Genomic DNA, 22,862 nt, shown 5'->3' on the forward strand with positions numbered 1-22,862 from the left:
CCCTGCTCTCGGTGTCCCACTTCTCCCCCCTCGTCCGCCACGACTACCGACTCGGCGTACCCCACGACATCCCCGCATGGCACGAGGCACTCAACACCGACAACGCCCGCTACGGCGGCAGCGATGTCACCGGCCGGGGCCTCGCCGTGCCGCACGACGGACACCTCCGCGTCACCCTGCCGCCGCTCGCGACGGTGTGGCTGGTGCCGGCGCCCGCGGTCTGATCCGATCAGTTCGCCGATCCCGACCCCAAGCGCGCTCACCTGGGCTAGATTCGAGCACCGTTGAACACAATCGTGTTCAACAGCGTCACCCTCCGTACATCCCAGGAGCAGCGCATGCGCGACCCCGCTCTCGCTCCGGACCCCACTCCGGACATGCACGGCGGGCTCGCCGACACCGTCTTCGACACGGCGGCCCGCAATCCCACCCTGCCGGTGCTCGCGCGCCGCACGGACGACGCCCTGGCCGCATGGCGGCAGGTGACGGCCGTCGAGCTGCGGGACGAGGTGGTGGACCTGGCCAAGGGCCTGGTCGCCTGCGGGATCTCCCCGGGCCACCGGGTCGCCGTGATGGCCCGCACCCGCTACGAGTGGACCGTGTTCGGCCACGCGCTGTGGACGGTGGGCGCGGAGATCGTGGCGATCCATCCCAACGCCTCGCGCGAGCAGGTCGAGTGGATCCTGCGCGACGCCGGCTGCGTGGCCGTGCTGGTGGAGGACGAACAGGGCGTCATGACGGTGGGGACCCTGTGCGCGCGGCTGCCGCGGCTGCGGCACGTGTGGCAGTTGGACACGGACGCGCTGCCGCAGCTCGTGGAGCGGGGCGCGATCGTCCCGCTGACCACCGTGGAGTCGCTGCGCCGGATCGTGCTGCCGGACTCCACCGCGGTCATCGCCTACACCTCCGGCACCTCCGGCCGTCCGCTGGGCTGCGCGCTGAGCCACCGCAGCCTGGCGTATCCGTGCGACACGCTGCTCGCGGGCTGGGCGCACACGGCGGCGCCGCCGGGCGAGCAGGCGTCGGTGCTGGCCTTCCTGCCGTTCTCACATGTCTACGGGCTCATGATCCAGGTGTTGTGTCTGCGCGGCGGCATCCTGCTGGGCCACGAGCCGGAGATGACCGACGCGGCGCTGGCGTCGGCGCTGCGCTCCTTCCGGCCCACCTACTTCTGCGCGGTGCCGTCGCTGTTCGAGAAGCTGTACAAGAACTTCCTGCGCGCGGCCCAGCAGGGTGGCCGGGGCGCGCTGTTCGAGCGGGCGGCGCAGACGGCGCGGGACTTCGCCGCGGCCGAGGAGCGGCGGCGGCTGGGCGCGGGGCCCGGCCCCGGGTTGGATCTGCGGCTGCAACACGCCCTGTACGAGCGGACGGTGTACCGCAGGCTGCGGGCCACGCTGGGCGGCCGGGTGGTCCGCGGCTCCTCGGGCGGCTCGTCGCTCAGCCGGGAGCTCTCCCTCTTCTTCGAGGGCATCGGCATCTATGTGAACGACGGTTACGGGCTGACGGAGTCGGGCGGCGGGATCACCATGCAGCCGCTGGGCCGGGAGAAGTCGGGGACCGTGGGGCAGGCCCTGCCGGGCACCCGGATCCAGGTCGCCGAGGACGGGGAGGTCCTGGTCCGCGGCCCCTCGGTGTTCCAGGGCTACGTCAGCGACGAGGCGGCGACGCGGGCGGCGCTGAGCGGCGGCTGGCTGGCCACCGGGGACCTCGGGCGGCTGGACTCCGAGGGCTATCTGACCATCACCGGCCGCAAGAAGGACATCATCGTCACCAGCGGCGGCAAGAGCGTGGCGCCGGCCGCGCTGGAGCAGCGGCTGCGCATGCATCCCCTCGTCCATCAGGCGCTGGTGGTCGGGGACGACCGGCCGTGCGTGGGCGCCCTGATCACCCTGGACCCGGATTTCCTCGCGTACTGGCGGTCGTCACCGGCGTTACAGGGAAACGCGCCCGGCCGGGAGGCACGGGAGGAGAACGCGCTGCGGGAGGAGATCGCGCGGGCCGTGGCCGCCGCCAACAGCGCGGTGTCACGCTCCGAGTCCATCCGGGTCCACCGGGTGCTGCCCGCGCCGTTCGACACGTCCAACGGGCTGCTGACGCCGTCGATGAAGCTGCGCCGGGACGCCATCACCCGGCACTACGCCGCCGAGATCGAGGCGATGTACCAGGCACGCTCCGACACCCTGCGGCGGCCGCCCCAGCAGGAGCCGGCCGACTGGGACGACCCGGACAGTGTGTTCCGGTGAGCGGGAGGCGTAGCCGGCCCGACCGCGGGAACCCAGCCCAAGGAGAGAACGGCCGGGACGGCGGTCCGGTTCACACGGCGCTGGGGAAGACACGATGGCGACCGGACGACGACGGGACAACACACCCCTCTCGGAGGAGGCCTTCGACCGCTGGGTCTCCTTCTCGGGGGAGCTGCGCAGTGTGACGGGTGCCCGGCTCGCCGCGCAGGACTTCCTCGGCGACCTCGCCCGCAGGACGCCGCCGGCCGCCCTCGAGTACTGGGACGACATCCTGCTGGTGGTCACGGAGCTGGCCGCCAACGCCGTCCAGTACGCGCCGGGGCCGTTCGCCCTCCGGCTGCGCCGCACGTTCGACGGTGTGCACATCACGATGCACGACACCAGCACGGTGCGGCCCGAGCCGCGGCCCTTCAGCCCTCGCACGGGTGGCGGCGGGGTCGGCTGGCGGCTCGTGGACACGCTGTGCGACCAGGTCAGCGTGGTGATCACCGACGGCGGCAAGGACATCCACGCCTTCCTGCCCTGGTGACCGGGCGGCCCGGGCGGCCTGCGGGCGGGTGCCGTCCGCGGCGCGGCGTCAGCCGGGGTGGTGTGCGACCACGCCGAACATCGTCACGGACATGTGCAGACCGCCCTGCTCGGCCGCCTCGGCGAGCGTGGCGTACGCGGCGTCGCGCCGGTCCTCGGTGAGCAGTCCGCGGTGCACCGCCGAGTCGCCCAGCATGCGGATGATCGGCCAGGCGACCGACCGGTGGTCCTGGAAGAGGGCCTCGGAGCCGCGGTCGTCGACCACCAGTCCGGCCGCGGTGACCTGTCCGACGAGCCGGCGCCCGGAGTACGGGTTGGCGGCGCCGGTGAGGGCGCCCGAGGCGAGGGCCCACGTGGTCTCCGGATCCCCGGGATGCAGCACCGTGGTGGCCCAGTCGGTGTCGAGCAGCGCCACTCGGCCGCCGGGGCGCAGCACCCGGGCCATTTCGGCGACCGCCCGGTCCGGCTCGGCGAGGTGCTGGAGGACGCGTTCGCACCAGACCACGTCCACCGAGGCGTCGGGCACCGGCAGGGCCAGCGCGTCGCCGTGCGTGAAGCGGGCCCGGGTGTCCGCGGACCGCTCCTCGGCGACAGCGCGCAGCCCGGGGTTCGGTTCGACGCCCAGGGCCAGGCCCTCGGGGCCGACCGCGGCGGCCAGTTCCCGGGTCTGCGAGCCGGTACCGGCGCCGACGTCCAGCGCCCGCTCGCCGCCCTTGACGGCGAGCGCGGCATGGGCCCAGGCGCGCAGCCGCCGTACCCCGGGGTTGGCGTCCTGCGCGTCGAGCGCGCCGGTCAGGGGTGCCACCTCGGCCGGTTCGGTGGTGTGCGTGCGGAAGCCCGGGCCGGGCCGTGTCTGCGCCATGGCGGGCACTCTACGGTCCCCACGGCCCGCGCGTGGCCCACTCGCACAGACGGACGCCCCCCGCTCCGCCCGGCCGTCGCATACCCCGCAACGGCAGCCGGGACACAGGCACGGAACGGACCGTACAGAGCAGCCTCCGGCACACCGACCCGGAACCGACGGCAGCCCACGTACGGACCCGACCACGGCCCCACACCGGCCGAGACCTCGACGCAATCACTCAGCTCCCCGGCGACCACGACGACGGCCGGGACACAGACGCGGCACGCGTCGTACAGGGCGGCCGCCGACCCGAGGCCGACGGCAGCCCCCCGTACGGACCGACGGCAGACCCGCACCGGCCAGGCCCTCGACGCGGGTCACTCAGGGCCCGGGTGCGGTGCGGCTCGTACGGGACGGCCGTTCGGGGCTGCCGGCCAGGCCGGGCGAGGCCACCCGACCCGGGACCGACGGCAGCCCACGTACGGACCCGACCACGGCCCCACACCGGCCGAGACCTCGACGCAATCACTCAGCTCCCCGGCGACCACGACGACGGCCGGGACACAGACGCGGCACGCGTCGTACAGGGCGGCCGCCGACCCGAGGCCGACGGCAGCCCCCCGTACGGACCGACGGCAGACCCGCACCGGCCAGGCCCTCGACGCGGGTCACTCAGGGCCCGGGTGCGGTGCGGCTCGTACGGGACGGCCGTTCGGGGCTGCCGGCCAGGCCGGGCGAGGCCACCCGACCCGGGACCGACGGCAGCCCACGTACGGACCCGACCACGGCCCCACACCGGCCGAGACCTCGACGCAATCGCTCAGCTCCCCGGCGACCACGACGACGGCCGGGACACAGACGCGGCACGCGTCGTACAGGGCGGCCGCCGACCCGACGGCAGCCCCCGTACGGACCGACGGCGGACCCCGCACCGGCCAGGCCCTCGACGCGGTCGCTCAGGGTCCGGGCGGGCAGGCGTGGTGGTCGTGGGTTCGGCTGCCTGTCGCTCTCGGCTGGCGGAACCGCTCGGGGCACGGTGGGATCAATGGGGTGCGCGGCAGCGATCCGGGGCGGGGTACGGCGCCGAACCGGACCCGCCCGGGGCCGCAGAAGGGATGGACACCGTGACACGACCCAGGATCCTGGTGGTGGGCGCAGGCTTCGCCGGTGTGGAGTGCGTGCGCCGCCTGGAGCGGAAGCTGGCCCCCGACGAGGCCGACGTCACGCTGGTGACGCCCTACTCGTACCAGCTCTACCTGCCGCTGCTGCCGCAGGTCGCCTCCGGCGTGCTGACGCCCCAGTCGATCGCGGTCTCGCTGCGCCGCAGCAGGAGGTACCGCACCCGGATCATCCCGGGCGGTGCCATCGGCGTGGATCTGAAGGCCAAGGTGTGCGTCGTCCAGACGATCACCGACAAGGTCGTCGACGAGCCGTACGACTACATCGTGCTCGCCCCGGGCAGCGTGACCCGCACCTTCGACATCCCCGGTCTGATCGACCACGCCTACGGCATGAAGACCCTCGCCGAGGCCGCCTACGTGCGCGACCACGTCATCTCGCAACTCGACCTCGCCGACGCCAGCGACGACCCCGGCGAGCGCGCCGCGCGGCTGCAGTTCGTGGTGGTCGGCGGCGGCTACGCCGGCACCGAGACCACGGCCTGTCTGCAACGCCTGACGCACGCGGCCCTGCGGCGCTACCCACGGCTTGACCCGGCCCTGATCAAGTGGCACCTGATCGACATCGCGCCCCAGCTGATGCCGGAGCTCGGCGACAAGCTCGGCCGCAGCGCGCAGCAGATCCTGCGCAGGCGCGGGATCGACATCTCCCTGGGGGTGTCGATCGCGAAGGCGGGTGCGCGGGAGGTCACCTTCACCGACGGCCGGGTGGTGCCCACCCACACCCTGATCTGGACGGCCGGAGTCGTCGCCAGCCCGCTGATGGCGACGCTCGGCGCCGACACCGTGCGCGGGCGGCTCGCGGTCACCGCGGAGATGACGCTGCCGGGGCACGACGGGGTGTTCGCGCTGGGCGACGCCGCCGCCGTCCCGGACCGGGCCGAGCACGAGGAGGGGGCGGTCTGCCCGCCCACCGCGCAGCACGCAAGCCGGCAGGGCAGGCAGGTCGCCGACAATGTCATCGCGACGCTGCGCAACCAGCCGCTGAGCCCGTACGTGCACCACGACCTCGGGCTCGTCGTCGACCTCGGGGGCCGGGACGCCGTCTCCAAGCCGCTGGGCGTCGAGCTGCGCGGGCTGCCCGCCCAGGCCGTCGCCCGCGGCTACCACTGGTCGGCGCTGCGCACCAATGTCGCCAAGACCCGCGTCCTGACCAACTGGCTGCTCAACGCCATCGGCGGAGACGACTTCGTGCGGACCGGGTTCCAGGCGCGCCGCCCCGCGAAGCTCAAGGACTTCGAGTACACCAACACGTATCTGACGCCCGACCAGGTGCGGGCGCACGTGGCGGGCCGGGCCCTGGACAGCCCGGCCGACTGAACCGGGCGCCGTGCCATGCTGGGTCGCAGATCACGGGGCGGCACGGGAGAGAGCGCGGCGGCGTGAGGACAGCGGAACGGTCGATGCGGGCGCAGCCGTGGGACCGGCTCGCGGCGGCCGACCCGGGGCTGCTCCGGCTCACCGCCGGGCTGCGCACGGTGACGGCCGTGGCCCTGGCCCTGCTCGTCCTGGCGCTGCTGCGGGCCGGGGTGACCCATCTGGTGGCCGGGGCCATGGCGGCGATGGTCGCCACCTTCGCCGTCCGTGAGAAGCGGCGCGACCGGCAGGCCGTGACGCTGGCGCTGGGCCTGCCCGTGGCGCTCGTCTCCCTGTCGCTCGGCACGCTGCTGAACGCGCACGTCGTGATCGGTGACCTGTTCTTCGTGGCGCTCATCTTCTGCGCCGTCTACGGCCGCCGGTTCGGCGACCGGGGCACGGCGCTCGGCCTGATCGGCTTCCAGGTCTACTTCCTGTCCCTCTTCGTGCGCGCGACCGTGCCGTTGCTGCCCGGGCTGTACGGGGCGCTCGTGCTGGCCTTCGGGTGCAGCGCGGTGGCCCGGTTCGTGCTGGTGGCGCAGACGCCCGCGGGCGTCCTGGACCGGCTGCGCCGGGCCTTCCGGGCCCGGCTCGCCCAGTTGGTCGCGGCACAGACCGAGCTGCTGGACGCCGGCCCGCAGGACGTGGAGAAGGCCCTGGAGGTGGTCCGGGTCAGGACCGCGCGGCTGCACGAGAGCGCGCTGATGATCCAGGGCCGGCTGGAGGACGGCACCTCGGACGAGGCGGTGGCGCGGCTGTTGCAGCGGCGCGTCGCGGAGGCCGAGATCGCCGCCGAACGGCTCGGCCTGATGCTGCTGACCGCGCGCAGCGCCGAGCGCGCGGACACGCTCACCCTGCATCTGCCGGGCGCGCCGCTGCCCTCGGGGGTCGGGCAGCCGGTGCGGGACGAGGCGACCGAGGTGCTGCGCCGGGACCTGGAGGCGCTGCGCCTGCTGGTGCTGCGGCCGGACCGGGGGGCGGCACTGTCCCGGGTCCGCAACCGGCTGCTCGGCTACCGCGACGAGGAGAACCTGCCGCACGCCTCGGCCGCCGTGCAGGACGTCTTCCGGGGCCTGGGCGAGGCCGCGCGGGCGGTCCTGGGGCTGCGGACCGCCCTGGACGGACCGCAGGACGAGTCCGACGACTCCCCCGCGACGACCCGCTCGCGCGAGGAGCTGGACGCGGAGGACGCGGCGATCGGCGGCAGCGAGGAGCGCGAGGCGGACGAGGCGGCGCCCACGGGGCTGCGGCGCCCCACCACGCGGGCGGCCGTGCAGGTGGCCGTCGGGTCGGCGCTCGCCATCGGCGGCGGCGAGCTGCTGTCCAGTCAGCGCTGGTACTGGGCGGTGCTGACCTGCTGGATCGTGTTCATCAACACCGCGTCCACCGGTGAGATCCTGGTGAAGGGCTACCGCCGGCTGCTGGGCACGGTCCTCGGGGTCGTGGCGGGCATCGGGCTTGCGGGGCTCGTCGGCCACCACACGTGGACGGCGTTCGCGCTGGTGCTGCTGTTCATGTTCGCGATGTTCTACACGGCCCCGTTGTCCTACACGCTGATGTCGTTCTTCGTCACGGCGATGCTGGGGCTGCTGTACACGCTGCTGAACACCTACAGCCTCGCCGTCCTGGTGCTGCGGGTGGAGGAGACGGCGCTGGGCGCGGCCTGCGGGATCATCGCGGCGGCGGTGGTGCTGCCGGTGGGCACGGACCGGCGTACGAACGAACTGCTGGTCACCGTGCTGGACCGGCTCGCGGACGTCACACGGTCCGCGGTCGACCAGCTGAGCGGCGCGCCCCCGGCGGATCTGCTGGACCGGGCGCGCGAGCTGGACCAGGCGCTGGCGGACCTGCGTGCCTCGGCGCAGCCGCTGACCCACCCGATCACGCCGTTGCGGACGCGCCGGGACACCGCGCGCTATGTGGTGGCGCTGCTGGAGACGTGCGCCTATCACGCCCGGTCCCTGGCGGCCACCGCCGTGCTGCTGCCGGCGAAGCCGTCGATAGCGGCGGATCCGCGGCTGCGCGGGGCGGGCGGCCGGATCGTGCACAACGTGGAGGCGATCGCCGCGAGGGTCGCGGACCGGCAGGCCGTGGCCGAGGTGGAGACCGGGCAGAGCATCGCGTCCCTGCTGCGGCCCTGCACGCCGGCCGTCCCGCGCTACGGGCAGGTGACCGACCGGGTGCTGCGGCACCTGCAACGGCTGGACCAGGCGGTGGTGGGTCTGGCCCGGCCGCTCGGCGTGCCGGTCGCGCGGGGCGCGCAGTGAGCGCGGACCGTCGGCGGCTTCGGCACAGCCGCGTCCGGGAGATGCCGAGGCGGCCGGCGATGCGGCCCTTCGTCCGCCCGTTGTCCGCCCGCCGGGCCGGATTCCCGTCATTCTGCGGCCCCCGAGGTGCCCGGGGCGGCGCCAGCGGCTGAAATGGGCGTAGGGAGAACTCCGGAATCCCCCGGCGAGGAGCCCTGCGCCATGACCAAAGCGATAAAACTGCTGACCGCCCTGCCGCAACCACAGCGCGAGCGCCTCATGGAACTGGCGCGGGAGGTGTCCTTCGCCGAGGACACCAGGATCTTCGAGGCCGGCGGCACGGCCGACCGGTTCTGGGTGATCCGGTCGGGCGCGGTCAACCTCGACCAGCAGGTGACCTCCCATCAGCGGGTGACGGTGGCGAGCCTCGGCGCGGGCGACCTGCTCGGCTGGTCATGGCTCTTCCCGCCGTACACCTGGGACTTCGGTGCCGTGGCGTTCAGCTTCGTACGGGCCTACGAGTACGACGCGTCCGCGGTGCTCGCGCTGAGCGTGGAGGACCCGCTGCTCGGGCTGTCGCTGGTGCGGACCGTCGCCGAGATCCTCGCCCACCGCCTGGAGCTGACGCGGGGCAAGCTCATGGAGCAGTACACGGTCCACCGGCGCAGCACGCTGTAGCGGCTCAGATGCGGTAGCGGCGCAGCGCGGGCACCGCTGCGGCCAGCCCCAGCATCACGGCGACCACCAGCAGGCCGCCGCCCACGACGGCGGCGCGCGGGCCGAAGGCGGCGCCCGCCGTGCCGTGCAGCACGTCGGCCAGGCGCGGGCCGCCCGCGACGACGACCGTGAAGACGCCCTGCATGCGGCCGCGCATCTCGTCGGTGGCGGCGGACAGCAGGATCGCCCCGCGGAAGACCATGGAGATCATGTCGGCGACGCCCGCGGCGGCGAGGAACGCGAGCGCGACCCAGAGGTTGCGGCTCAGCCCGAAGCCCGCGACGGCGATGCCCCAGCCGACCACCGCGCCGATGACCATCCAGCCGTGCCGGCGCGCCCGGGAGAACGTGCCGGAGAGCAGCCCGCCGATCACCGCGCCGACGGGGATCCCGGCGAACAGCACACCGAGCGCGAGCCCTTCGCCGTACGAGGCGTAGGTCTCCGCGGCCAGCTGCGGGAACAGGGCGCGGGGCATGCCGAACACCATGGCGACGATGTCGGCGAGGAAGGACAGCAGCAGCACCTTGTGCAGCGACATGTAGCGGAAGCCGGCCGCTATCTCCCGCAGGCCGGCCCGCCGGGCCGACGGCTTGCCGAGCGGCGGCAGCGCCGGGAGCCGGGCGACCGCCCACACGGTGACGCACAGCGCCACGGCGTCGAGGAGGTACAGCTCGGCCAGGCCGACGACCGGGATCAGCGCGCCGGCCAGCAGCGGCCCCGCCACCAGGCCGGTCTGCATCACCGTCGAGCCGAGGGCGTTCGCGGCGGGCAGTTCCTCCGCCGGGACGAGCCGGGCGATGGAGGCGTTGCGCGCCGGGGCGTTGAGACCGAAGAACGCCTGCTGCACGGCGAGCAGGACCATCAGGACGACCACCGAGTCCGTCCCGGTGACGGCCTGCACCCAGAACAGCAGCGAGGTGACCGCGATGCCGATGTTGGTCACCAGCAGCAGCTTGCGGCGGTCCACGGTGTCCGCGACCGCGCCGCCCCACAGCGCGAACACCACCATGGGCAGCAGCCCGGCGAGGCCGGCGTAGCCGACCCAGGCGGAGGAGTGCGTGATGTCGTAGATCTGCTTGGGCACGGCGACGGCCGTGAGCTGGCTGCCGACCGCGGTGACGATCGTCGAGGACCACAGCCTGCGATAGGCGGGACGGCGCAGCGGGCGGGTGTCCATCGCCCAGCGGCGCCAGCCGCGTCTCGGTTCCGGTTCCGGCTCGGGGGTGTCGGACCGTGCGGCGCGGCTGCCGTCGGTGCTCTCGCTGGTGTCCACGGGCTTCCTGGTTGCTCGTTACATCTTTCGATTCGGGCTTCACTATGGCAGCAGCGGCCGTGCCCGCCGAAACGGTGCGCTCGGTCGTCTCAGGATCCGGCGACGAGCAGCGCGCCGAGCGTGATCATGATCACCGCGACCAGGCCGTCCAGGACCCGCCAGGCCCGCGGTCCGGCGAGGACACGGCCGAGCAGCCGGGCGCCGAAGCCGAGCGCCGCGAACCAGCACAGGCTGGCCAGGGCCGCGCCGAGGCCGAACGTCCAGCGCAGCGGGCCGCGGTCGGCGGCGAGCGAGCCGAGCAGGAACACGGTGTCCAGGTAGACGTGCGGGTTGAGCCAGGTCAGCGCGAGACAGGTGAGCACCGCCCGCCGCCGGGAGCCCGCGGCCTCGCCCTCCGTGCGCAGCCCGGTGGCGGCGGGCCGGACGACGCGGCGGGCGGCGAGGGCGCCGTAGCAGAGCAGGAAGGCGCCGCCGGTCAGCCCGACCGCCGTGAGCGCCCCGGGCCAGGCGACCACGAGCGCGCCCACGCCGCCGACGCCCAGCGCGATGAGCACCAGGTCGGAGAGGGCGCAGATACCGACGACCGCGAGGACCGCGTCGCGGCGGACGCCCTGGCGCAGGACGAACGCGTTCTGGGCTCCGATGGCGACGATGAGCGAGAGGCCGGTGCCGAATCCGGCGGCAGCGGCGGTCAGGGCGGCGGGCATGCCGATGACGCTAACCATGCGATCACCCGGCGTACAGCTAAAGGTTTTTACGTACCATTAGCGGATCTGCAGGCCGCCCGAGGAGGAGGTGAGAGGCCGCGATGGTGCCGGAGCTGCCCCTCGACCAGGTGCGGACGCTGCTCGCGGTGGTGGACGAGGGCACGTTCGACGCGGCGGCCGCCGCCCTGCGGGTGACGCCCTCGGCCGTCAGCCAGCGGGTGAAGGCGCTGGAGCAGCGCACGGGCCGGGTGCTGCTGCAGCGCACCAAGCCGGTGCGGCCGACGGAGTCCGGCGCGGTGCTGGTGCGGTACGCCCGGCAGCTGGCCCGGCTGGACCGGGACGCGCGGGGCGAGCTGGGGCTCAGCGGCGCCGGGGAGCCCACGCGGGTGTCGGTGGCGGTCAACGCGGACTCGCTCGCGACCTGGTTCCTGCCGGCGCTGCGACGGGTGCCGCAGGAGCCCTGGCTCAGTTTCGAGCTGCGGCGCGAGGACGAGGACCACACGGCGGCGCTGCTGCGGGAGGGGCTGGTGATGGCGGCGGTGACCTCGTCGCCCGATCCGGTGCCGGGCTGCTCGGTGCGTCCCCTGGGGCGGATGCGCTACCTCCCGGTGGCGGCGCCGGAGTTCGCCGCGGAGCGGCTGGCCGGGCCGCTGTCGGACGCGCTGGCCGTGGCGCCGGTGGTGGTCTTCGACCGGCGGGACGACTTCCAGGACGACTTCGTCCGCACACTGGGCGGCGGCTCCGGTGCCGCGAGCGCGCACCGGCACTACGTGCCCACCTCCGAGGGGTTCGCCGAGGCGGTGGCCGCGGGACTCGGCTGGGGCATGGTGCCCGAGTCCCAGGCCGGTCCGCTGCTGCGCACCGGCCGCCTCGTCCGGCTCGCCCCCGGCCGCTGGGCCGACACCCCGCTGTACTGGCAGCAGTGGAGACTCGACTCCCCCGCGCTGGCGACGGTGGCCGAGGCCGTGACGGCGACGGCCCTGGAGAGTCTGCGGCGCTGAACGCTCCGCGGGCAGGGCCGTGCCGCGCCGTCGGTCGGCTGCGGCGGCATCGTGGCCGGTCGGGCCCTCACGTGCTCAGCCCGCTTCGGGGCCGGCGCTCAGCTGGTGGGCCGCGCTGTCCAGGAGCAGGTCGAGGGCCGCCGGATAGGCGCTGGTGAGCATGCGGGTGGCCAGCAGGGGAGCCGCCTCGGCGATACGGGGGTGGGTGGCGGCGGGCAGCCGGGCGTAGGTCGAGCTCCACTTGGCCTCGTCGGCGCGCAGGGAGTCGCTCGGCAGGGCCAGCGACGCGGCGTCCAGGGCGGCGAAGGCCAGGGTCTGGTCGATGAAGGCCTGGTAGACGCGCACGGTGTCGGCGAGCGGGAAGCCGGCGGTGCGCAGGATGTCCAGGACGGCCTCGTCGGCGGCCAGTTCGTGCGCGCGGCCGGTGACCCGGTTCGCGGTCAGCAGGGCCGCCTGCGGGTGGGCCACGTACGCGGCGTGGATGCGCAGGCCGAGGGCCCGCAGGTCCGCCCGCCACTGACCGGTCCGCCGCCAGCCTCGCAGCGCACGCCCGATGAGCGCGTCACCGATGGCCAGGGTGAGATCGTCCATGCCCCGGAAGTAGCGGTACAGGGTGCTGGGGTCGCAGTCCAGGGCCAGGCCCAGGCGCCGCGCGGTCAGGCCGGCGCTGCCGTGCTCGCGCAGCATGCGCAGCGCGGTGTCGACGATCAGCCGCTCGGACAGCACGGTGCCGCTCCTGGTGGGGCGGCGGCGCCGCCGCTTCTCCTCGGGCACGACCGGCTTCGGCACGGCCCGCCTCCCTCCGGGAAGCCGGGGTGCGCCCCGGCGCTCTTATGCCAACGCCATTGACCTTACGCGGGCCTCCGGCGTTGTATTCCGGCCGGGCGCGTCCGCCCGTCCCGACCCCGGATTCCGTTCGACAGGGAGTTTTCGCCATGCGTGTACTGCTCGTGGGAGCGGGCGGTGTCGGCACCGCCGTCACCCGGATCGCCGCCCGGCGTGCGTTCTTCGACCTGATGGTGGTCGCCGACCACGACCTCGCCCGGGCCGAGGCCGCCGTCGCGGCCCTGGGCCAGGACGGGTCCCGGTTCCGCGCCGAGCGCGTCGACGCCGCCGACGAGTCGGCGGTGGCCGGCCTGTTGGCGCGGCACGGCTGCGACGTCCTGTTCAACGCCACCGATCCGCGCTTCGTCATGCCCCTGTTCCGGGCGGCACGGGCGGCCGGCGTCACCTACCTCGACATGGCGATGTCCCTGTCGCGCCCGGATCCCGAGCGGCCGTACGAGGTGTGCGGGGTCAAGCTGGGCGACGAGCAGTTCGCGCACACCGCCGACTGGGCGGAGGCGGGCGCGCTCGCGCTCGTCGGCATGGGCGTGGAGCCCGGTCTGTCGGACGTGTTCGCCCGGTACGCGGCCGACGAACTCTTCGACGAGATCGAGGAGATCGGCGTCCGCGACGGTGCGAACCTCACCGTCGACGGCTATGACTTCGCGCCGTCGTTCAGCATCTGGACCACCATCGAGGAGTGTCTGAACCCGCCGGTCGTCCACGAGGCGGAACGCGGCTGGTTCACCACGGAGCCGTTCAGCGAGCCCGAGGTCTTCGACTTCCCCGCCGGCATCGGGCCGGTGGAGTGCGTGAACGTGGAGCACGAGGAGGTGCTGCTCGTGCCGCGCTGGGTGACGGCCGGGCGTGTGACGTTCAAGTACGGTCTGGGCCGGGAGTTCATCGAGACGCTGCGGACGCTGCATCTGCTGGGCCTGGACCGCACCGAACCGGTGACCGTGCCGGGCGCGGACGGCCCGGTCGCGGTGTCGCCCCGGGACGTCGTCGCCGCCTGCCTGCCCGACCCGGCGACGCTGGGCGGGCGCATGCACGGCAAGACCTGCGCGGGCACCTGGGTGCGCGGCACGAAGGACGGCGCCGCGCGCGAGGTGTATCTGTACCACGTCGTCGACAACGAGTGGTCCATGGCGGAGTACGGGTGCCAGGCCGTGGTGTGGCAGACGGCGGTCAACCCCGTGGTCGCGCTCGAACTCCTCGCCACGGGTGCCTGGTCGGGGTCGGGCGTCCTCGGCCCGGAGGCGTTCCCGCCCCGCCCGTTCCTCGACCTCCTGACGGCGTACGGCTCGCCGTGGGGCATCCGCGAACAGTGACCGCCGCCCGGTCCCGCCGGTGCGCCCCCGGGCGTCCTGCGCAACGGGCGCGCACGCATGGGGAGTTCGGGGCGGCCGGCGGGGTCAGCCGTCGCGGGGCGGTGGGATGCCGGGCAGCCGCAGGGTGAGGACGGCGCCTTGGCCGGGCTCGCTCGCCGCGCCGGCCGTTCCGCCGTGGGCGGCGACCAGATGGCGGACGATGGGCAGGCCGAGGCCGCTGCCGCCGGTGCGCCGGCTGCGGGACTTCTCCGCGCGCCAGAACCGGTCGAAGACGTGCGGCAGATCGTCCGCGGCGATGCCGTGGCCGGTGTCGGCGACGGTGAACACGACCTCGTCGCCGTCCCGGCGCGCGGCCAGGGTCACGGTCCCGTCGGCGGGCGTGTGCCGCAGGGCGTTGGAGACCAGGTTGCCGAGTGCCTGGCGCATCCGCACCGGGTCGGCGTCCAGCCACGGGTCGCCGCCGGACTCGGTGCGCAGGGTGACCCCGCCCGCGTCGGCCGCCACCCGGTGGGCCGCGGCGACCTGGTCGAGCAGATCGCCCGCGGCGACCGGCTCGCGGTGCAGGCGCAGGGTGCCCGCGTCGGCGGCGGCCAGGTCCTGGAGGTCGTCGATGACGCGCTGGAGCACCAGCGCCTCCTCGTGCAGGGAGTCGAGCAGCGCCGGATCGGGTTCGACGAGGCCGTCCCGGGTGACCTCCAGCCAGCCGCGGATGTTGGTGAGCGGACTGCGCAGTTCATGGGCGATGTCGCTGACCATCGCCTTGCGCTGGGCTTCGAGGCGTTCCCGCCGCTCGGTCAGGTCGTTGAACGCCTCCGCCAGGATCCCCGTCTCGTCCCGCGTGGTCACCGGGACCCGCACATGCCGTTCGGGCGGCTGCTGGGCGGCCGCGGTCAGCGCCCGCAGGGGCCGGACCAGCCGGGTGGCGACCACGGCGGTCACGGCGACCGTGACGGCGAGCACGAGACCGGCCGCCCCGACGACCTTGGCCTTGTTCGCCGGGGACATGTCGAAGCGGGGGGTCGCCTGGTCGCCGAAGCCGAGGAACAGCTCGGCCACGGGCGCGACGTACGGGTCGAGCTGAGCGCGGCGGGCGCTGTCGACGCAGCTCTGCACCAGGCGCGTCCCCTTGTCGTCGGCCGCCCCGGCGTACTTCACGAGGAACCGGCCGGAGGCGCCGGCGCTGCCGGGGTCGAGCATCAGGTACAGCGGCAGGTCCGGGTCCATGCCCTTGCGCGCCAGGCAGGCGCTGGTCCGGCCGGTCAGCGCGGTCAGCGCCCTGCGTTCCGTGGCGGTGGGGGCGGCCGGCGGGTAGCCGCACCGGTCCTCGAAGTAGCCGGGCGCCGCCGTCCCGTCGGCGGCGGTGACGAACGGCCGCCCGGCCGGGGTCCGTTCGATCGTGGCCCGGATGCCGAACCCCTCGAAGCAGGCCCGCTGTTTCGCGGCGACCGCGTCCAGCCGCTCGCGCTCCCCGGCGGTGAGCCGGTACGGGCCGACCGCCCGCGGGTCCAGGCCGCTCAGCTGCGCCCCCGGCTCGGTGTAGGTGTCGGTGCGCAGCGGGTCGACGGAGGCGGCGGGCCGCGGCGGCAGCGGGGTGCCGCGGGGCGCGGAGTCGGCGAGCAGCACCCGGTCCGGGCTGGTCAGGGCGATGCGTCGGCCGGTCTTCGCGGCCAGGTCGCGGACGGTCTGCCGGACGCCCTTCCAGTCGGGGTGGCCGGCGGCGTACCCGCTGAGCCGGGCCAGGATGTCCATGTCGGCGGCGAGGTCCTGGCCCTGCTCCTCCCGCAGGGCGCTGGTGGTGGTGGTCACGGCAAGCCAGGCCGTCGCCGCGACCGAGCACACGGCGATCAGCACCGAGGCGATCAGCAGCCGGACCAGCAGCCGTTTGCGCAGCGGTATCCGGCCCGTCACGGCCGGCCGCCGCTGAGCTTGTAGCCGACCCCGAACACGGTGAGCAGCCGCACCGGCCGGCGCGGGTCGGCCTCGATCTTCCGGCGCAGGTTCATGATGTGCACGTCGACGGCCCGTTCCGTGGAGGCCCGGTCGAAGCCGCGGGTGGCCTGCAGCAACTGCCGCCGGGAGAAGACCCGTTCCGGCTCGGCGGCCATGGCAAGCAGGATCTGGAACTCGGCCGGGGTGCACTCCACCGGCACGCCGTCGCAGCGCACCTCGTGGCGCACCGGGTCGACGCTGATGCCCGCGGCGCGGGCGACGGGGTCCTCGCGCACGCCGACGCCCCGCCCGCTGCGCCGCAGCACGGTCCGGATGCGGGCCATCAGCTCGCGCGGGCTGTAGGGCTTGGTGAGATAGTCGTCGGCGCCCAGTTCCAGGCCGAGCAGGAGGTCGTCCTCGGCGGAGCGGGCGGTGAGCATGAGCACGGGGATGTCGGCGGTGTCCTGTGCGCCGCCGCGCAGCACCCGGCAGACCCCGAAGCCGTCGACCACCGGGAGCATCAGGTCCAGGACCACCAGGTCGGGTCCGAGCCGGCGGGCCGCGTCCAGGGCGGCGGCGCCGTCGTGGACCACGGTGGCGGTGTGACCCTCCGCCAGCAGGGAGCGGCGGATGAGTTCGGCCTGCATCTCGTCGTCCTCGGCAACCAGCACATGTGCGCACACGCGGCGGATCCTAGGCCCTGTCTCGGCGTCGGGTCATGTGCCGATCTTCGCCGACACCTGTGAGGAACTCGTCAGGTTCCCGAAGGCCGACGAGCCCATCACGGCCTGGCAGCGGAGCGCTCAGGTTTCCCCTCGGTGTACAGCCAGGTGTGGAACAGGCTCTTCAGGTCCTTCCCGGACTCCTGCTCGGCCAGGCGGACGAACTCCCCGGTGGTGCCGTGCCCGTCTCGGTGCCGGGTGGGCCAGGCGCGCAGGATCCGGAAGAACGCGGGGTCGCCGACGGCCGTGCGCAGCGCGTGCAGGGTCATGGCGCCCCGGTCGTACACCGGGGCCTCGAAGAGGGTGTCGCCGCTGCCCGGATCACCGGGCGGGATGTCCCACAGGCCGTCGTCGTCCGGGCTCGCGTACAGCTCGTCGAAGGTCTCCTGCGCGGTGTCGCCGCCGTGCTGTTCGTCGTAGAGCCACTCGGCGTAGCTCGCGAAGCCCTCGTTGAGCCAGATGTCCTTCCAGGAGGTGAGGGCGACAGAGTCGCCGAACCACTGGTGGGCGGTCTCGTGGACGAAGGTCGACAGGTCCGGTGCGACGGCGTAGACGGGCCGGCTCTGGCTCTCCAGGGCGTACCCGACGTCCGGGGCGTGGTCGACGATCGATCCGGCGGCCCGGTACGGGTACGGGCCGAACAGCCCGCTCGCCCATTCCAGTACGGAGGGCAGCTTCCGCAGGACGGGCGCCGCCGCCTTCGCCTCCCGGGGGTCGACGGCGTTGTACACCTCGATGCCGTCGCCGGTGGTGTACCGCTCGACCTGGAACGTCCCGACCGAGGCCGTGGCCAGGTAGGCGGCCATCGGCTCGCTCTGGCGCCAGCGGAAGGTGGTGCGGCCGTGCGCGGTGCGCTGCCCGAGCAGGACACCGTTGGCGACGGCGGTGCGCCCCTCGGGGACGGTGATCGTGATGTCGTACGAGGACTTGTCCCGGGGGTGGTTGTTCGCCGGGAACCAGGTCATCGAGCCCTGCGGCTCGCCGGCGACGAACGCGCCGTCGTCGGTGGGCATCCAGCCGTCCTGCGAGCCGTCGGACTCGGTGACGGGCCGGGGCGTGCCGTCGTAGTCGACCCGGACCTGGAACTCCTGGTCCTTGTCGAGGGGCCGGCGCGGGGTGACGACCAGTTCCTGGCCGCTGCGGCGCACGCCCGCGGCCTCGCGGTCGACGGTGACGCCGGTGACCCGGAGCCCCTGGAGGTCGAGGTCGAAGCGGGACAGCGCATGGGTGGCACGGGCGGTGAGGACCGCCGTGCCGTCGAGGTGCCGGGCGCCGGGGTCGTAACGAAGTGTCAGGTCGTAGTGCCGGACGTGGTATCCGCCGTTGCCGGCGAGCGGAAAGTACGGGTCGCCCACGCCGGACGCTCCGGGCGCGCCGGCCACGGACGGTGCGGATGCGCCGAGCAGCGCCGCCAGGGCGACGGGGACGGCGGCGAGAACGGCCTCGCGGCGCAACGCCCTGATGCGTCGTCCCGCGCCCTGCTGCGGGGGTGGCGTCACATGCGCTCCTTGAGAGGGGTGGCCGACGGTCGATCTGCCGCGGACCGGGGGCGGTCTCTCCCCTGGTCCGCGCACGTCCGGGGTGTCGCGCCGCGTCGTCCGCCGGTCGGACGGTCTCGTCACAGTACGCTCACAGCACCGTCCGCGCCGCAGAGAGGTGCCGATCGTGAGCGTACGCGTGCGCCGTGTCCACGAACCCCCCGAGCCCGACGACGGCCTGCGGGTCCTGGTCGACCGGCGCTGGCCGCACGGCATGGCCGAGGACGCCGCCGAGATCGACGAGTGGCCCAGGACCCTGACCCCGTCGGCCGAGCTGCGCGAGTGGTACCACGCGGGCGAGGGCGACTACGCGGAGTTCCGCCACCGCTACGAGGCCGAGTTGGCGGAGCCCGGGTCCGCCGCTCTCCTCGACGGACTGCGCGAGTCGGCCCGCACCGGTCCGGTGACGCTGCTCACCGCCTCCAAGAACCCGCGGCACAGTCATGCGGCGGTCCTGGCGGCGCTCCTCAGCACCTGACGCGGCGAACTGCCCCGGCCGCTCACCCGGTCTGCCGCGCCGCGGCCCGCCCCGCGGCGCGGCCGGAGAACAGGCAGCCGCCGAGGAAGGTGCCCTCCAGCGCGTTGTAGCCGTGGACGCCGCCACCGCCGAACCCGGCCACCTCACCTGCCGCGTACAGCCCGCCGAGGGGCTGTCCGTCGGCGCCCAGGGCGCGGGAGTCCAGATCGGTCTGGATGCCGCCGAGCGTCTTGCGGGTGAGGATGTGCAGCTTGACGCCGATGAGCGGGCCCGCGGCGGGGTCGAGGACGCGGTGCGGGACGGCGACCCGGCCGAGGCGGTCACCGATGTAGCGGCGGGCGTTGCGGATGCCCTGCACCTGGGAGTCCTTGCTGTAGGGGTTGTCGATCTGCAGGTCGCGGGCCTCGATCTGGCGGCGCACCTCGGCGGGGTCCAGCAGCGGCCGCTCCGTGAGGCCGTTCATCTTCTCGACGAGCCGCTCCAGGGTGTCGGCGGTCACGAAGTCCGCTCCGTGGCGCACGAAGTCCTGCACGGGCCCGGGTGCGCCCTTGCCGAGCAGCCGGTCGCGCAGCACCGCCCTGCGGTCCTTCGCGGTGATGTCGGGGTTCTGCTCGGAGCCCGACAGCGCGAACTCCTTCTCGATGATCTTCCGGGTGAGGACGAACCAGGAGTGGTCGTGGTCCTTGAGGTCCTCGGTGGTGCGCAGGTGTGCGAGGGTGCCCAGGGTGTCGTAGCCGGGCAGGCAGGGGTCGGGGAGCCGGCGGCCGAGCGCGTCCAGCCAGACCGAGGAGGGGCCGGGCAGGATGCGGATGCCGTGGCCCGGCCAGATCGGGTCCCAGTTGTGCAGGCCCTCGGTGTAGTGCCACATGCGGTCCCGGTTGACCAGGCGCGCGCCCGCCGCCGCGCTGATGTCGAGCATCCGGCCGTCGACATGGGCGGGGACGCCGGTGACCAGGTGCGCGGGGGGTGTGCCGAGCCGCTCGGGCCAGAACCGGCGCACGATGTCGTGGTTGGCGCCGATGCCGCCGCTGGTGACGATCACGGCCTGGGCGGTGAGTTCGAAGTCACCGATCCGGTCCCGGCTGGAGGCGACCCCGCGGGGCGCGTCGTCGGGGGCGAGGACGGTGCCGCGCACGCCGGTCGCCTGCCCCGCCTCGACGACGAGTTCGTCCACCCGGTGACGGTGATGGAAGGTCAGCAGCCCGTCCCGGGAGGCTTGTCGGGCGTGGCGCGCGAACGGCTCGACGACGCCGGTGCCGGTGCCCCAGGCGATGTGGAAGCGCGGCACGGAGTTGCCGTGCCCGTCGGCGCGCAGATCGCCGCGCTCGGCCCAGCCGACGGTCGGCAGCAGGGAGATGCCGTGTCCCTGGAGCCAGGACCGCTTCTCGCCGGCCGCGAACTCGACGTAGGCGCGGGCCCAGCGCACCGCCCAGGAGTCCTCGTCGGCGAGCCGGTCGAACCGCGCGCTGCCCTGCCAGTCGTTCCAGGCGAGGTCGAAGGAGTCCTTGACGCCGAGGCGCCGCTGCTCCGGGGAGTCGACGAGGAAGAGCCCGCCGAAGGACCAGTACGCCTGACCGCCGAGGTTGGCGGCGTTCTCCTGGTCGACCAGGGCCACGCGCCTGCCCCGGCTGGTGAGTTCGTGCGCCGCGACCAGGCCGGCGAGGCCCGCTCCGACGACGATGACGTCCGCGTCCATGGCGACCGTTCCCTTTCCTCTACGACTCGTGCGGGGTGGTGCTGCCGTCGGTCAGCAGCGCGGTGAGCAGGTGGCCGAGCCAGGCACGGGCGGCTTCCACGTCCCGGTCCAGCAGCAGTTGGGTGGTGACTCCGTCGTAGGCGGCGACCACGGCGTGCGCGGCGCCGTCGGCGTCGCCGAGCGCGGCGGGGAGTGTGTGCCCCGCGGCCCGGGGGAGCCGGTCCGCGATCGCCCCTCTGAGGCGGGCCCGGTGGTCGAGGAGCGCCTGGGCCACGGCGGGGCGGCGGGCGGCGTGCACGAGGAAGTCCGTCTTGACCAGCAGCCAGTCCACGTCCAGCAGGAGCACCTCGGTGACCCGGGCCACGGAGGCGGGGACGTCGAGGACGGGGCCGTCGAGGGCCAGCGCGTCGGCCACCTGCTCGGCGATGAGGTCGGCCCGCTCCTGGTAGAGGGCGAAGAACAGCTCGTCCAGGGTGGCGAAGTTGGAGTAGAAGGCGCCTCTGCTGAAGCCGGCGGCCTCGCAGACCTCCTCGATGGAGACGCGGCCGAACCCCTTCGCGGCGAACACCGTGAACGCGGCGTCGAGCAGCCGGGCCCGGGTCCGTACCCGGCGCCGGGTCACCCGCGCCGCCGTCTGCTCCGTCGCCATCGGGACCTCCATCGGATACGTGAATGTATCGGATACGCCGATGCATCGACAGGGGCCGGGAAGCGCCGTCGCACAGCGGCAGGCGCCCGGCGCGCGATCATGGGAACACATTTTCGATTAGCGGGTTACGCTGGTCGCATGGCCACGCACTTCCAGGGCTCGCTGTTCGACCAGGCCGACGAACCGCGGCTCGCCGCCCTCGACGGCGCGCGCCGGACCGAACTGGGCGCCGGCGCCTGGATCGATGTGCTGCCCGGCTGGCTGAGCGGGGCGGACGCGCTGTTCGAACTGCTGGCCGCGGACGTGCCCTGGCACGCGGAGCGGCGCACGATGTACGACAGCGTCGTCGACGTACCGCGGCTGCTCTCCTTCTACGGGACGGACGACCCGCTGCCGCACCCCGTGCTCGCCGAGGCCCGCGCCGCGCTCTCCCGCCATTACGCCGGCGAACTGGGCGAACCCTTCACCACGGCCGGCCTGTGCTACTACCGCGACGGCCGGGACAGCGTCGCCTGGCACGGCGACCGGATCGGGCGCGGCGCCCGCGAGGACACCATGGTGGCGATCCTCTCCGTGGGCACGCCCCGGGACCTGCTGCTGCGCCCGGCGGGCGGCGGCCACTCGGTCCGCCGGCCGCTCGGCCACGGCGATCTCATCGTGATGGGCGGCTCCTGCCAGCGGACGTGGGAGCACTGTGTGCCGAAGACGACCCGCGCCACGGGGCCGCGCGTCAGCGTCCAGTTCCGCCCGCACGGCGTACGGTGAGCGTCGCGCACCCCGCATGCCGCGGCGGCCCGCGCGTCTGGTTGGCTGTCCCCGTCGGGCAGCGCGCTCAGGACTCGGGGAGATCATGCGGGCAGACGTACGCCAAGTCGCCGACGGCGCCTATCTGGTGCACGGCAACAACACCAACTGGGTGATCCTCACGGACGGGGACGCGGCGACCCTGGTGGACACCGGCTATCCCGGGGACCGGCAGCTGGTCCTCGACTCACTGGCCGAGGTCGGCAGTTCGCCCAAGGCGGTCCAGGCCGTGCTGATCACGCACGCGCACAACGACCACCTGGGCTCGGCCGCGTACCTGCACCGCACCTATGGCACCCCGGTCTATCTGCACCAGGCCGAAGTCCCGCACGCCCGCCGGGAGTTCCTCCAGCAGGTCACCGTGGGCGCGGTGCTGCGCAACGTCTGGCGGCCGGGCGTCCTGCCGTGGCTCGTGCACGTGCTGCGCGCCGGGGGCACGGAGCAGCACCCGGTCACCGCCGCCGAGGCGTTCCCCACCGAGGGCGCGCTGGACCTGCCCGGCCGGCCGGTCCCGGTGCACACCCCCGGCCACACCGACGGGCACGCCGCCTACCACCTGCCCGACCTCGGCATCGTCATCTCCGGCGACGCCCTCGTCAGCGGCCACGCCACCAGCCGGCTGCGCGGGCCCCAGCTGCTGCCGGCCATGTTCGACCACGCCCGGGCCCGCGCGGCGGACTCGCTGGACCTGATCGCGCGGCTCGACGGCGACATCCTGCTGCCGGGCCACGGGCCGGTGCACCACGGGTCGGTGCGCGAGGCCGCCGAGCAGGCGCGGGACCGGGCACGCTGAACCG

At 74.1% G+C, this 22,862-nt stretch carries 20 protein-coding genes; 11 read left to right on the forward strand and 9 right to left on the reverse strand.

Translation table 11 applies throughout. The features are described 5' to 3' along the window. The 3 genes from CTZ28_RS42370 to CTZ28_RS42380 all read left to right on the forward strand — a co-directional run. On the forward strand, positions 1-224 hold a 224-nt coding region (locus CTZ28_RS42370), incomplete at its 5' end, for an alpha amylase C-terminal domain-containing protein (protein ID WP_183154865.1). A gap of 114 nt (positions 225-338) precedes the next feature. Further along, positions 339-2,243, forward strand: coding sequence for an AMP-dependent synthetase/ligase (locus CTZ28_RS42375; protein WP_121895097.1), 1,905 nt, complete (start codon positions 339-341; stop codon positions 2,241-2,243). A gap of 94 nt (positions 2,244-2,337) precedes the next feature. Further along, the gene (locus CTZ28_RS42380) at positions 2,338-2,772 is read left to right on the forward strand and encodes an ATP-binding protein (RefSeq protein ID WP_121895098.1); all 435 of its coding nucleotides are present in this window, start codon (positions 2,338-2,340) and stop codon (positions 2,770-2,772) included. Positions 2,773-2,820: 48 nt separating this feature from the next. Here CTZ28_RS42380 and CTZ28_RS42385 read toward each other — a convergent pair whose 3' ends face one another. After that, positions 2,821-3,633: a methyltransferase domain-containing protein gene (locus CTZ28_RS42385; protein ID WP_121895099.1), complete on the reverse strand. Its 813-nt coding sequence runs from the start codon at positions 3,631-3,633 to the stop codon at positions 2,821-2,823. 1,097 nt (positions 3,634-4,730) lie between these two features. Here CTZ28_RS42385 and CTZ28_RS42390 point away from each other — a divergent pair. From CTZ28_RS42390 to CTZ28_RS42400, 3 genes are all read left to right on the forward strand, one after another. After that, entirely contained in the window at positions 4,731-6,113 is a 1,383-nt protein-coding gene (locus CTZ28_RS42390; protein ID WP_121895100.1) for an NAD(P)/FAD-dependent oxidoreductase, read from the forward strand. Positions 6,114-6,196: 83 nt separating this feature from the next. After that, on the forward strand, positions 6,197-8,416 hold the full coding sequence (locus tag CTZ28_RS42395) for an FUSC family protein (protein WP_121895101.1): 2,220 nt from the start codon (positions 6,197-6,199) through the stop codon (positions 8,414-8,416). Between the two features lie 201 nt (positions 8,417-8,617). Next, positions 8,618-9,073: a cyclic nucleotide-binding domain-containing protein gene (locus CTZ28_RS42400; RefSeq protein ID WP_121895102.1), complete on the forward strand. Its 456-nt coding sequence runs from the start codon at positions 8,618-8,620 to the stop codon at positions 9,071-9,073. Between the two features lie 4 nt (positions 9,074-9,077). On the opposite strand, the gene CTZ28_RS42405 is transcribed toward CTZ28_RS42400, so the two are convergent. Next, positions 9,078-10,385 carry an MFS transporter gene (locus CTZ28_RS42405; protein WP_121895103.1) on the reverse strand — a complete coding sequence of 436 codons (1,308 nt, stop codon included), beginning with the start codon at positions 10,383-10,385 and terminating at the stop codon, positions 9,078-9,080. 89 nt (positions 10,386-10,474) lie between these two features. Continuing rightward, positions 10,475-11,092, reverse strand: coding sequence for a LysE/ArgO family amino acid transporter (locus CTZ28_RS42410; RefSeq protein WP_121895104.1), 618 nt, complete (start codon positions 11,090-11,092; stop codon positions 10,475-10,477). Positions 11,093-11,193: 101 nt separating this feature from the next. Between CTZ28_RS42410 and CTZ28_RS42415 the strand changes: the two genes are divergently transcribed. Then, positions 11,194-12,093: a LysR family transcriptional regulator ArgP gene (locus CTZ28_RS42415; protein WP_121895105.1), complete on the forward strand. Its 900-nt coding sequence runs from the start codon at positions 11,194-11,196 to the stop codon at positions 12,091-12,093. A gap of 75 nt (positions 12,094-12,168) precedes the next feature. Here the strand turns inward: CTZ28_RS42415 and CTZ28_RS42420 are convergent, their stop codons facing one another. Further along, positions 12,169-12,882, reverse strand: a complete 714-nt coding sequence (locus tag CTZ28_RS42420; protein WP_121895106.1) for a TetR/AcrR family transcriptional regulator — start codon at positions 12,880-12,882, stop codon at positions 12,169-12,171. A gap of 146 nt (positions 12,883-13,028) precedes the next feature. Here CTZ28_RS42420 and CTZ28_RS42425 point away from each other — a divergent pair, with 146 nt between their 5' ends. Further along, a complete protein-coding gene (locus CTZ28_RS42425; RefSeq protein ID WP_121895107.1) occupies positions 13,029-14,249 on the forward strand; it encodes a saccharopine dehydrogenase family protein in 1,221 nt (406 codons plus the stop codon). A gap of 84 nt (positions 14,250-14,333) precedes the next feature. On the opposite strand, the gene CTZ28_RS42430 is transcribed toward CTZ28_RS42425, so the two are convergent. The 3 genes from CTZ28_RS42430 to CTZ28_RS42440 form a co-directional block, all read right to left on the reverse strand. Then, entirely contained in the window at positions 14,334-16,157 is a 1,824-nt protein-coding gene (locus CTZ28_RS42430) for a sensor histidine kinase (protein WP_121895108.1), read from the reverse strand. Then, on the reverse strand, positions 16,154-16,861 hold the full coding sequence (locus tag CTZ28_RS42435; RefSeq protein ID WP_121895109.1) for a response regulator transcription factor: 708 nt from the start codon (positions 16,859-16,861) through the stop codon (positions 16,154-16,156). The genes CTZ28_RS42430 and CTZ28_RS42435 overlap by 4 nt, the downstream gene beginning before the upstream one ends. 98 nt (positions 16,862-16,959) lie before the next feature. Further along, positions 16,960-18,399, reverse strand: coding sequence for a M1 family metallopeptidase (locus CTZ28_RS42440; RefSeq protein WP_259472071.1), 1,440 nt, complete (start codon positions 18,397-18,399; stop codon positions 16,960-16,962). A gap of 166 nt (positions 18,400-18,565) precedes the next feature. On the opposite strand from CTZ28_RS42440, the gene CTZ28_RS42445 reads away from it, so the two are divergent. Next, a complete protein-coding gene (locus tag CTZ28_RS42445) occupies positions 18,566-18,916 on the forward strand; it encodes a DUF488 domain-containing protein (RefSeq protein WP_121895148.1) in 351 nt (116 codons plus the stop codon). Between the two features lie 22 nt (positions 18,917-18,938). On the opposite strand, the gene CTZ28_RS42450 is transcribed toward CTZ28_RS42445, so the two are convergent. Both CTZ28_RS42450 and CTZ28_RS42455 read right to left on the reverse strand, forming a co-directional pair. Continuing rightward, entirely contained in the window at positions 18,939-20,612 is a 1,674-nt protein-coding gene (locus CTZ28_RS42450; RefSeq protein ID WP_121895111.1) for an FAD-binding dehydrogenase, read from the reverse strand. A gap of 19 nt (positions 20,613-20,631) precedes the next feature. After that, positions 20,632-21,261, reverse strand: a complete 630-nt coding sequence (locus CTZ28_RS42455; protein WP_121895112.1) for a TetR/AcrR family transcriptional regulator — start codon at positions 21,259-21,261, stop codon at positions 20,632-20,634. A gap of 138 nt (positions 21,262-21,399) precedes the next feature. Here CTZ28_RS42455 and CTZ28_RS42460 point away from each other — a divergent pair, with 138 nt between their 5' ends. Further along, complete coding sequence (locus tag CTZ28_RS42460; RefSeq protein WP_121895113.1) at positions 21,400-22,026, forward strand: alpha-ketoglutarate-dependent dioxygenase AlkB; 627 nt, start codon at positions 21,400-21,402, stop codon at positions 22,024-22,026. A gap of 85 nt (positions 22,027-22,111) precedes the next feature. Then, positions 22,112-22,858 (forward strand): MBL fold metallo-hydrolase, encoded by a 747-nt coding sequence (locus CTZ28_RS42465; RefSeq protein ID WP_121895114.1) that lies wholly within the window; start codon positions 22,112-22,114, stop codon positions 22,856-22,858. Positions 22,859-22,862: the final 4 nt, after the last annotated feature.

The sequence above is a fragment of the Streptomyces shenzhenensis genome (assembly GCF_003688995.1).
GTDB classification, from domain to species: domain Bacteria; phylum Actinomycetota; class Actinomycetes; order Streptomycetales; family Streptomycetaceae; genus Streptomyces; species Streptomyces shenzhenensis_A.

Coding starts and splice junctions, on each gene's coding strand:
- CTZ28_RS42375 (WP_121895097.1), top strand. CDS start 339: ATGCGCGACCCCGCTCTCGCTCCGGACCCCACTCCGGACATGCACGGC.
- CTZ28_RS42380 (WP_121895098.1), top strand. CDS start 2,338: ATGGCGACCGGACGACGACGGGACAACACACCCCTCTCGGAGGAGGCC.
- CTZ28_RS42385 (WP_121895099.1), bottom strand. CDS start 3,633: ATGGCGCAGACACGGCCCGGCCCGGGCTTCCGCACGCACACCACCGAA.
- CTZ28_RS42390 (WP_121895100.1), top strand. CDS start 4,731: ATGGACACCGTGACACGACCCAGGATCCTGGTGGTGGGCGCAGGCTTC.
- CTZ28_RS42395 (WP_121895101.1), top strand. CDS start 6,197: ATGCGGGCGCAGCCGTGGGACCGGCTCGCGGCGGCCGACCCGGGGCTG.
- CTZ28_RS42400 (WP_121895102.1), top strand. CDS start 8,618: ATGACCAAAGCGATAAAACTGCTGACCGCCCTGCCGCAACCACAGCGC.
- CTZ28_RS42410 (WP_121895104.1), bottom strand. CDS start 11,092: ATGCCCGCCGCCCTGACCGCCGCTGCCGCCGGATTCGGCACCGGCCTC.
- CTZ28_RS42415 (WP_121895105.1), top strand. CDS start 11,194: ATGGTGCCGGAGCTGCCCCTCGACCAGGTGCGGACGCTGCTCGCGGTG.
- CTZ28_RS42425 (WP_121895107.1), top strand. CDS start 13,029: ATGCGTGTACTGCTCGTGGGAGCGGGCGGTGTCGGCACCGCCGTCACC.
- CTZ28_RS42450 (WP_121895111.1), bottom strand. CDS start 20,612: ATGGACGCGGACGTCATCGTCGTCGGAGCGGGCCTCGCCGGCCTGGTC.
- CTZ28_RS42455 (WP_121895112.1), bottom strand. CDS start 21,261: ATGGCGACGGAGCAGACGGCGGCGCGGGTGACCCGGCGCCGGGTACGG.
- CTZ28_RS42460 (WP_121895113.1), top strand. CDS start 21,400: ATGGCCACGCACTTCCAGGGCTCGCTGTTCGACCAGGCCGACGAACCG.
- CTZ28_RS42465 (WP_121895114.1), top strand. CDS start 22,112: ATGCGGGCAGACGTACGCCAAGTCGCCGACGGCGCCTATCTGGTGCAC.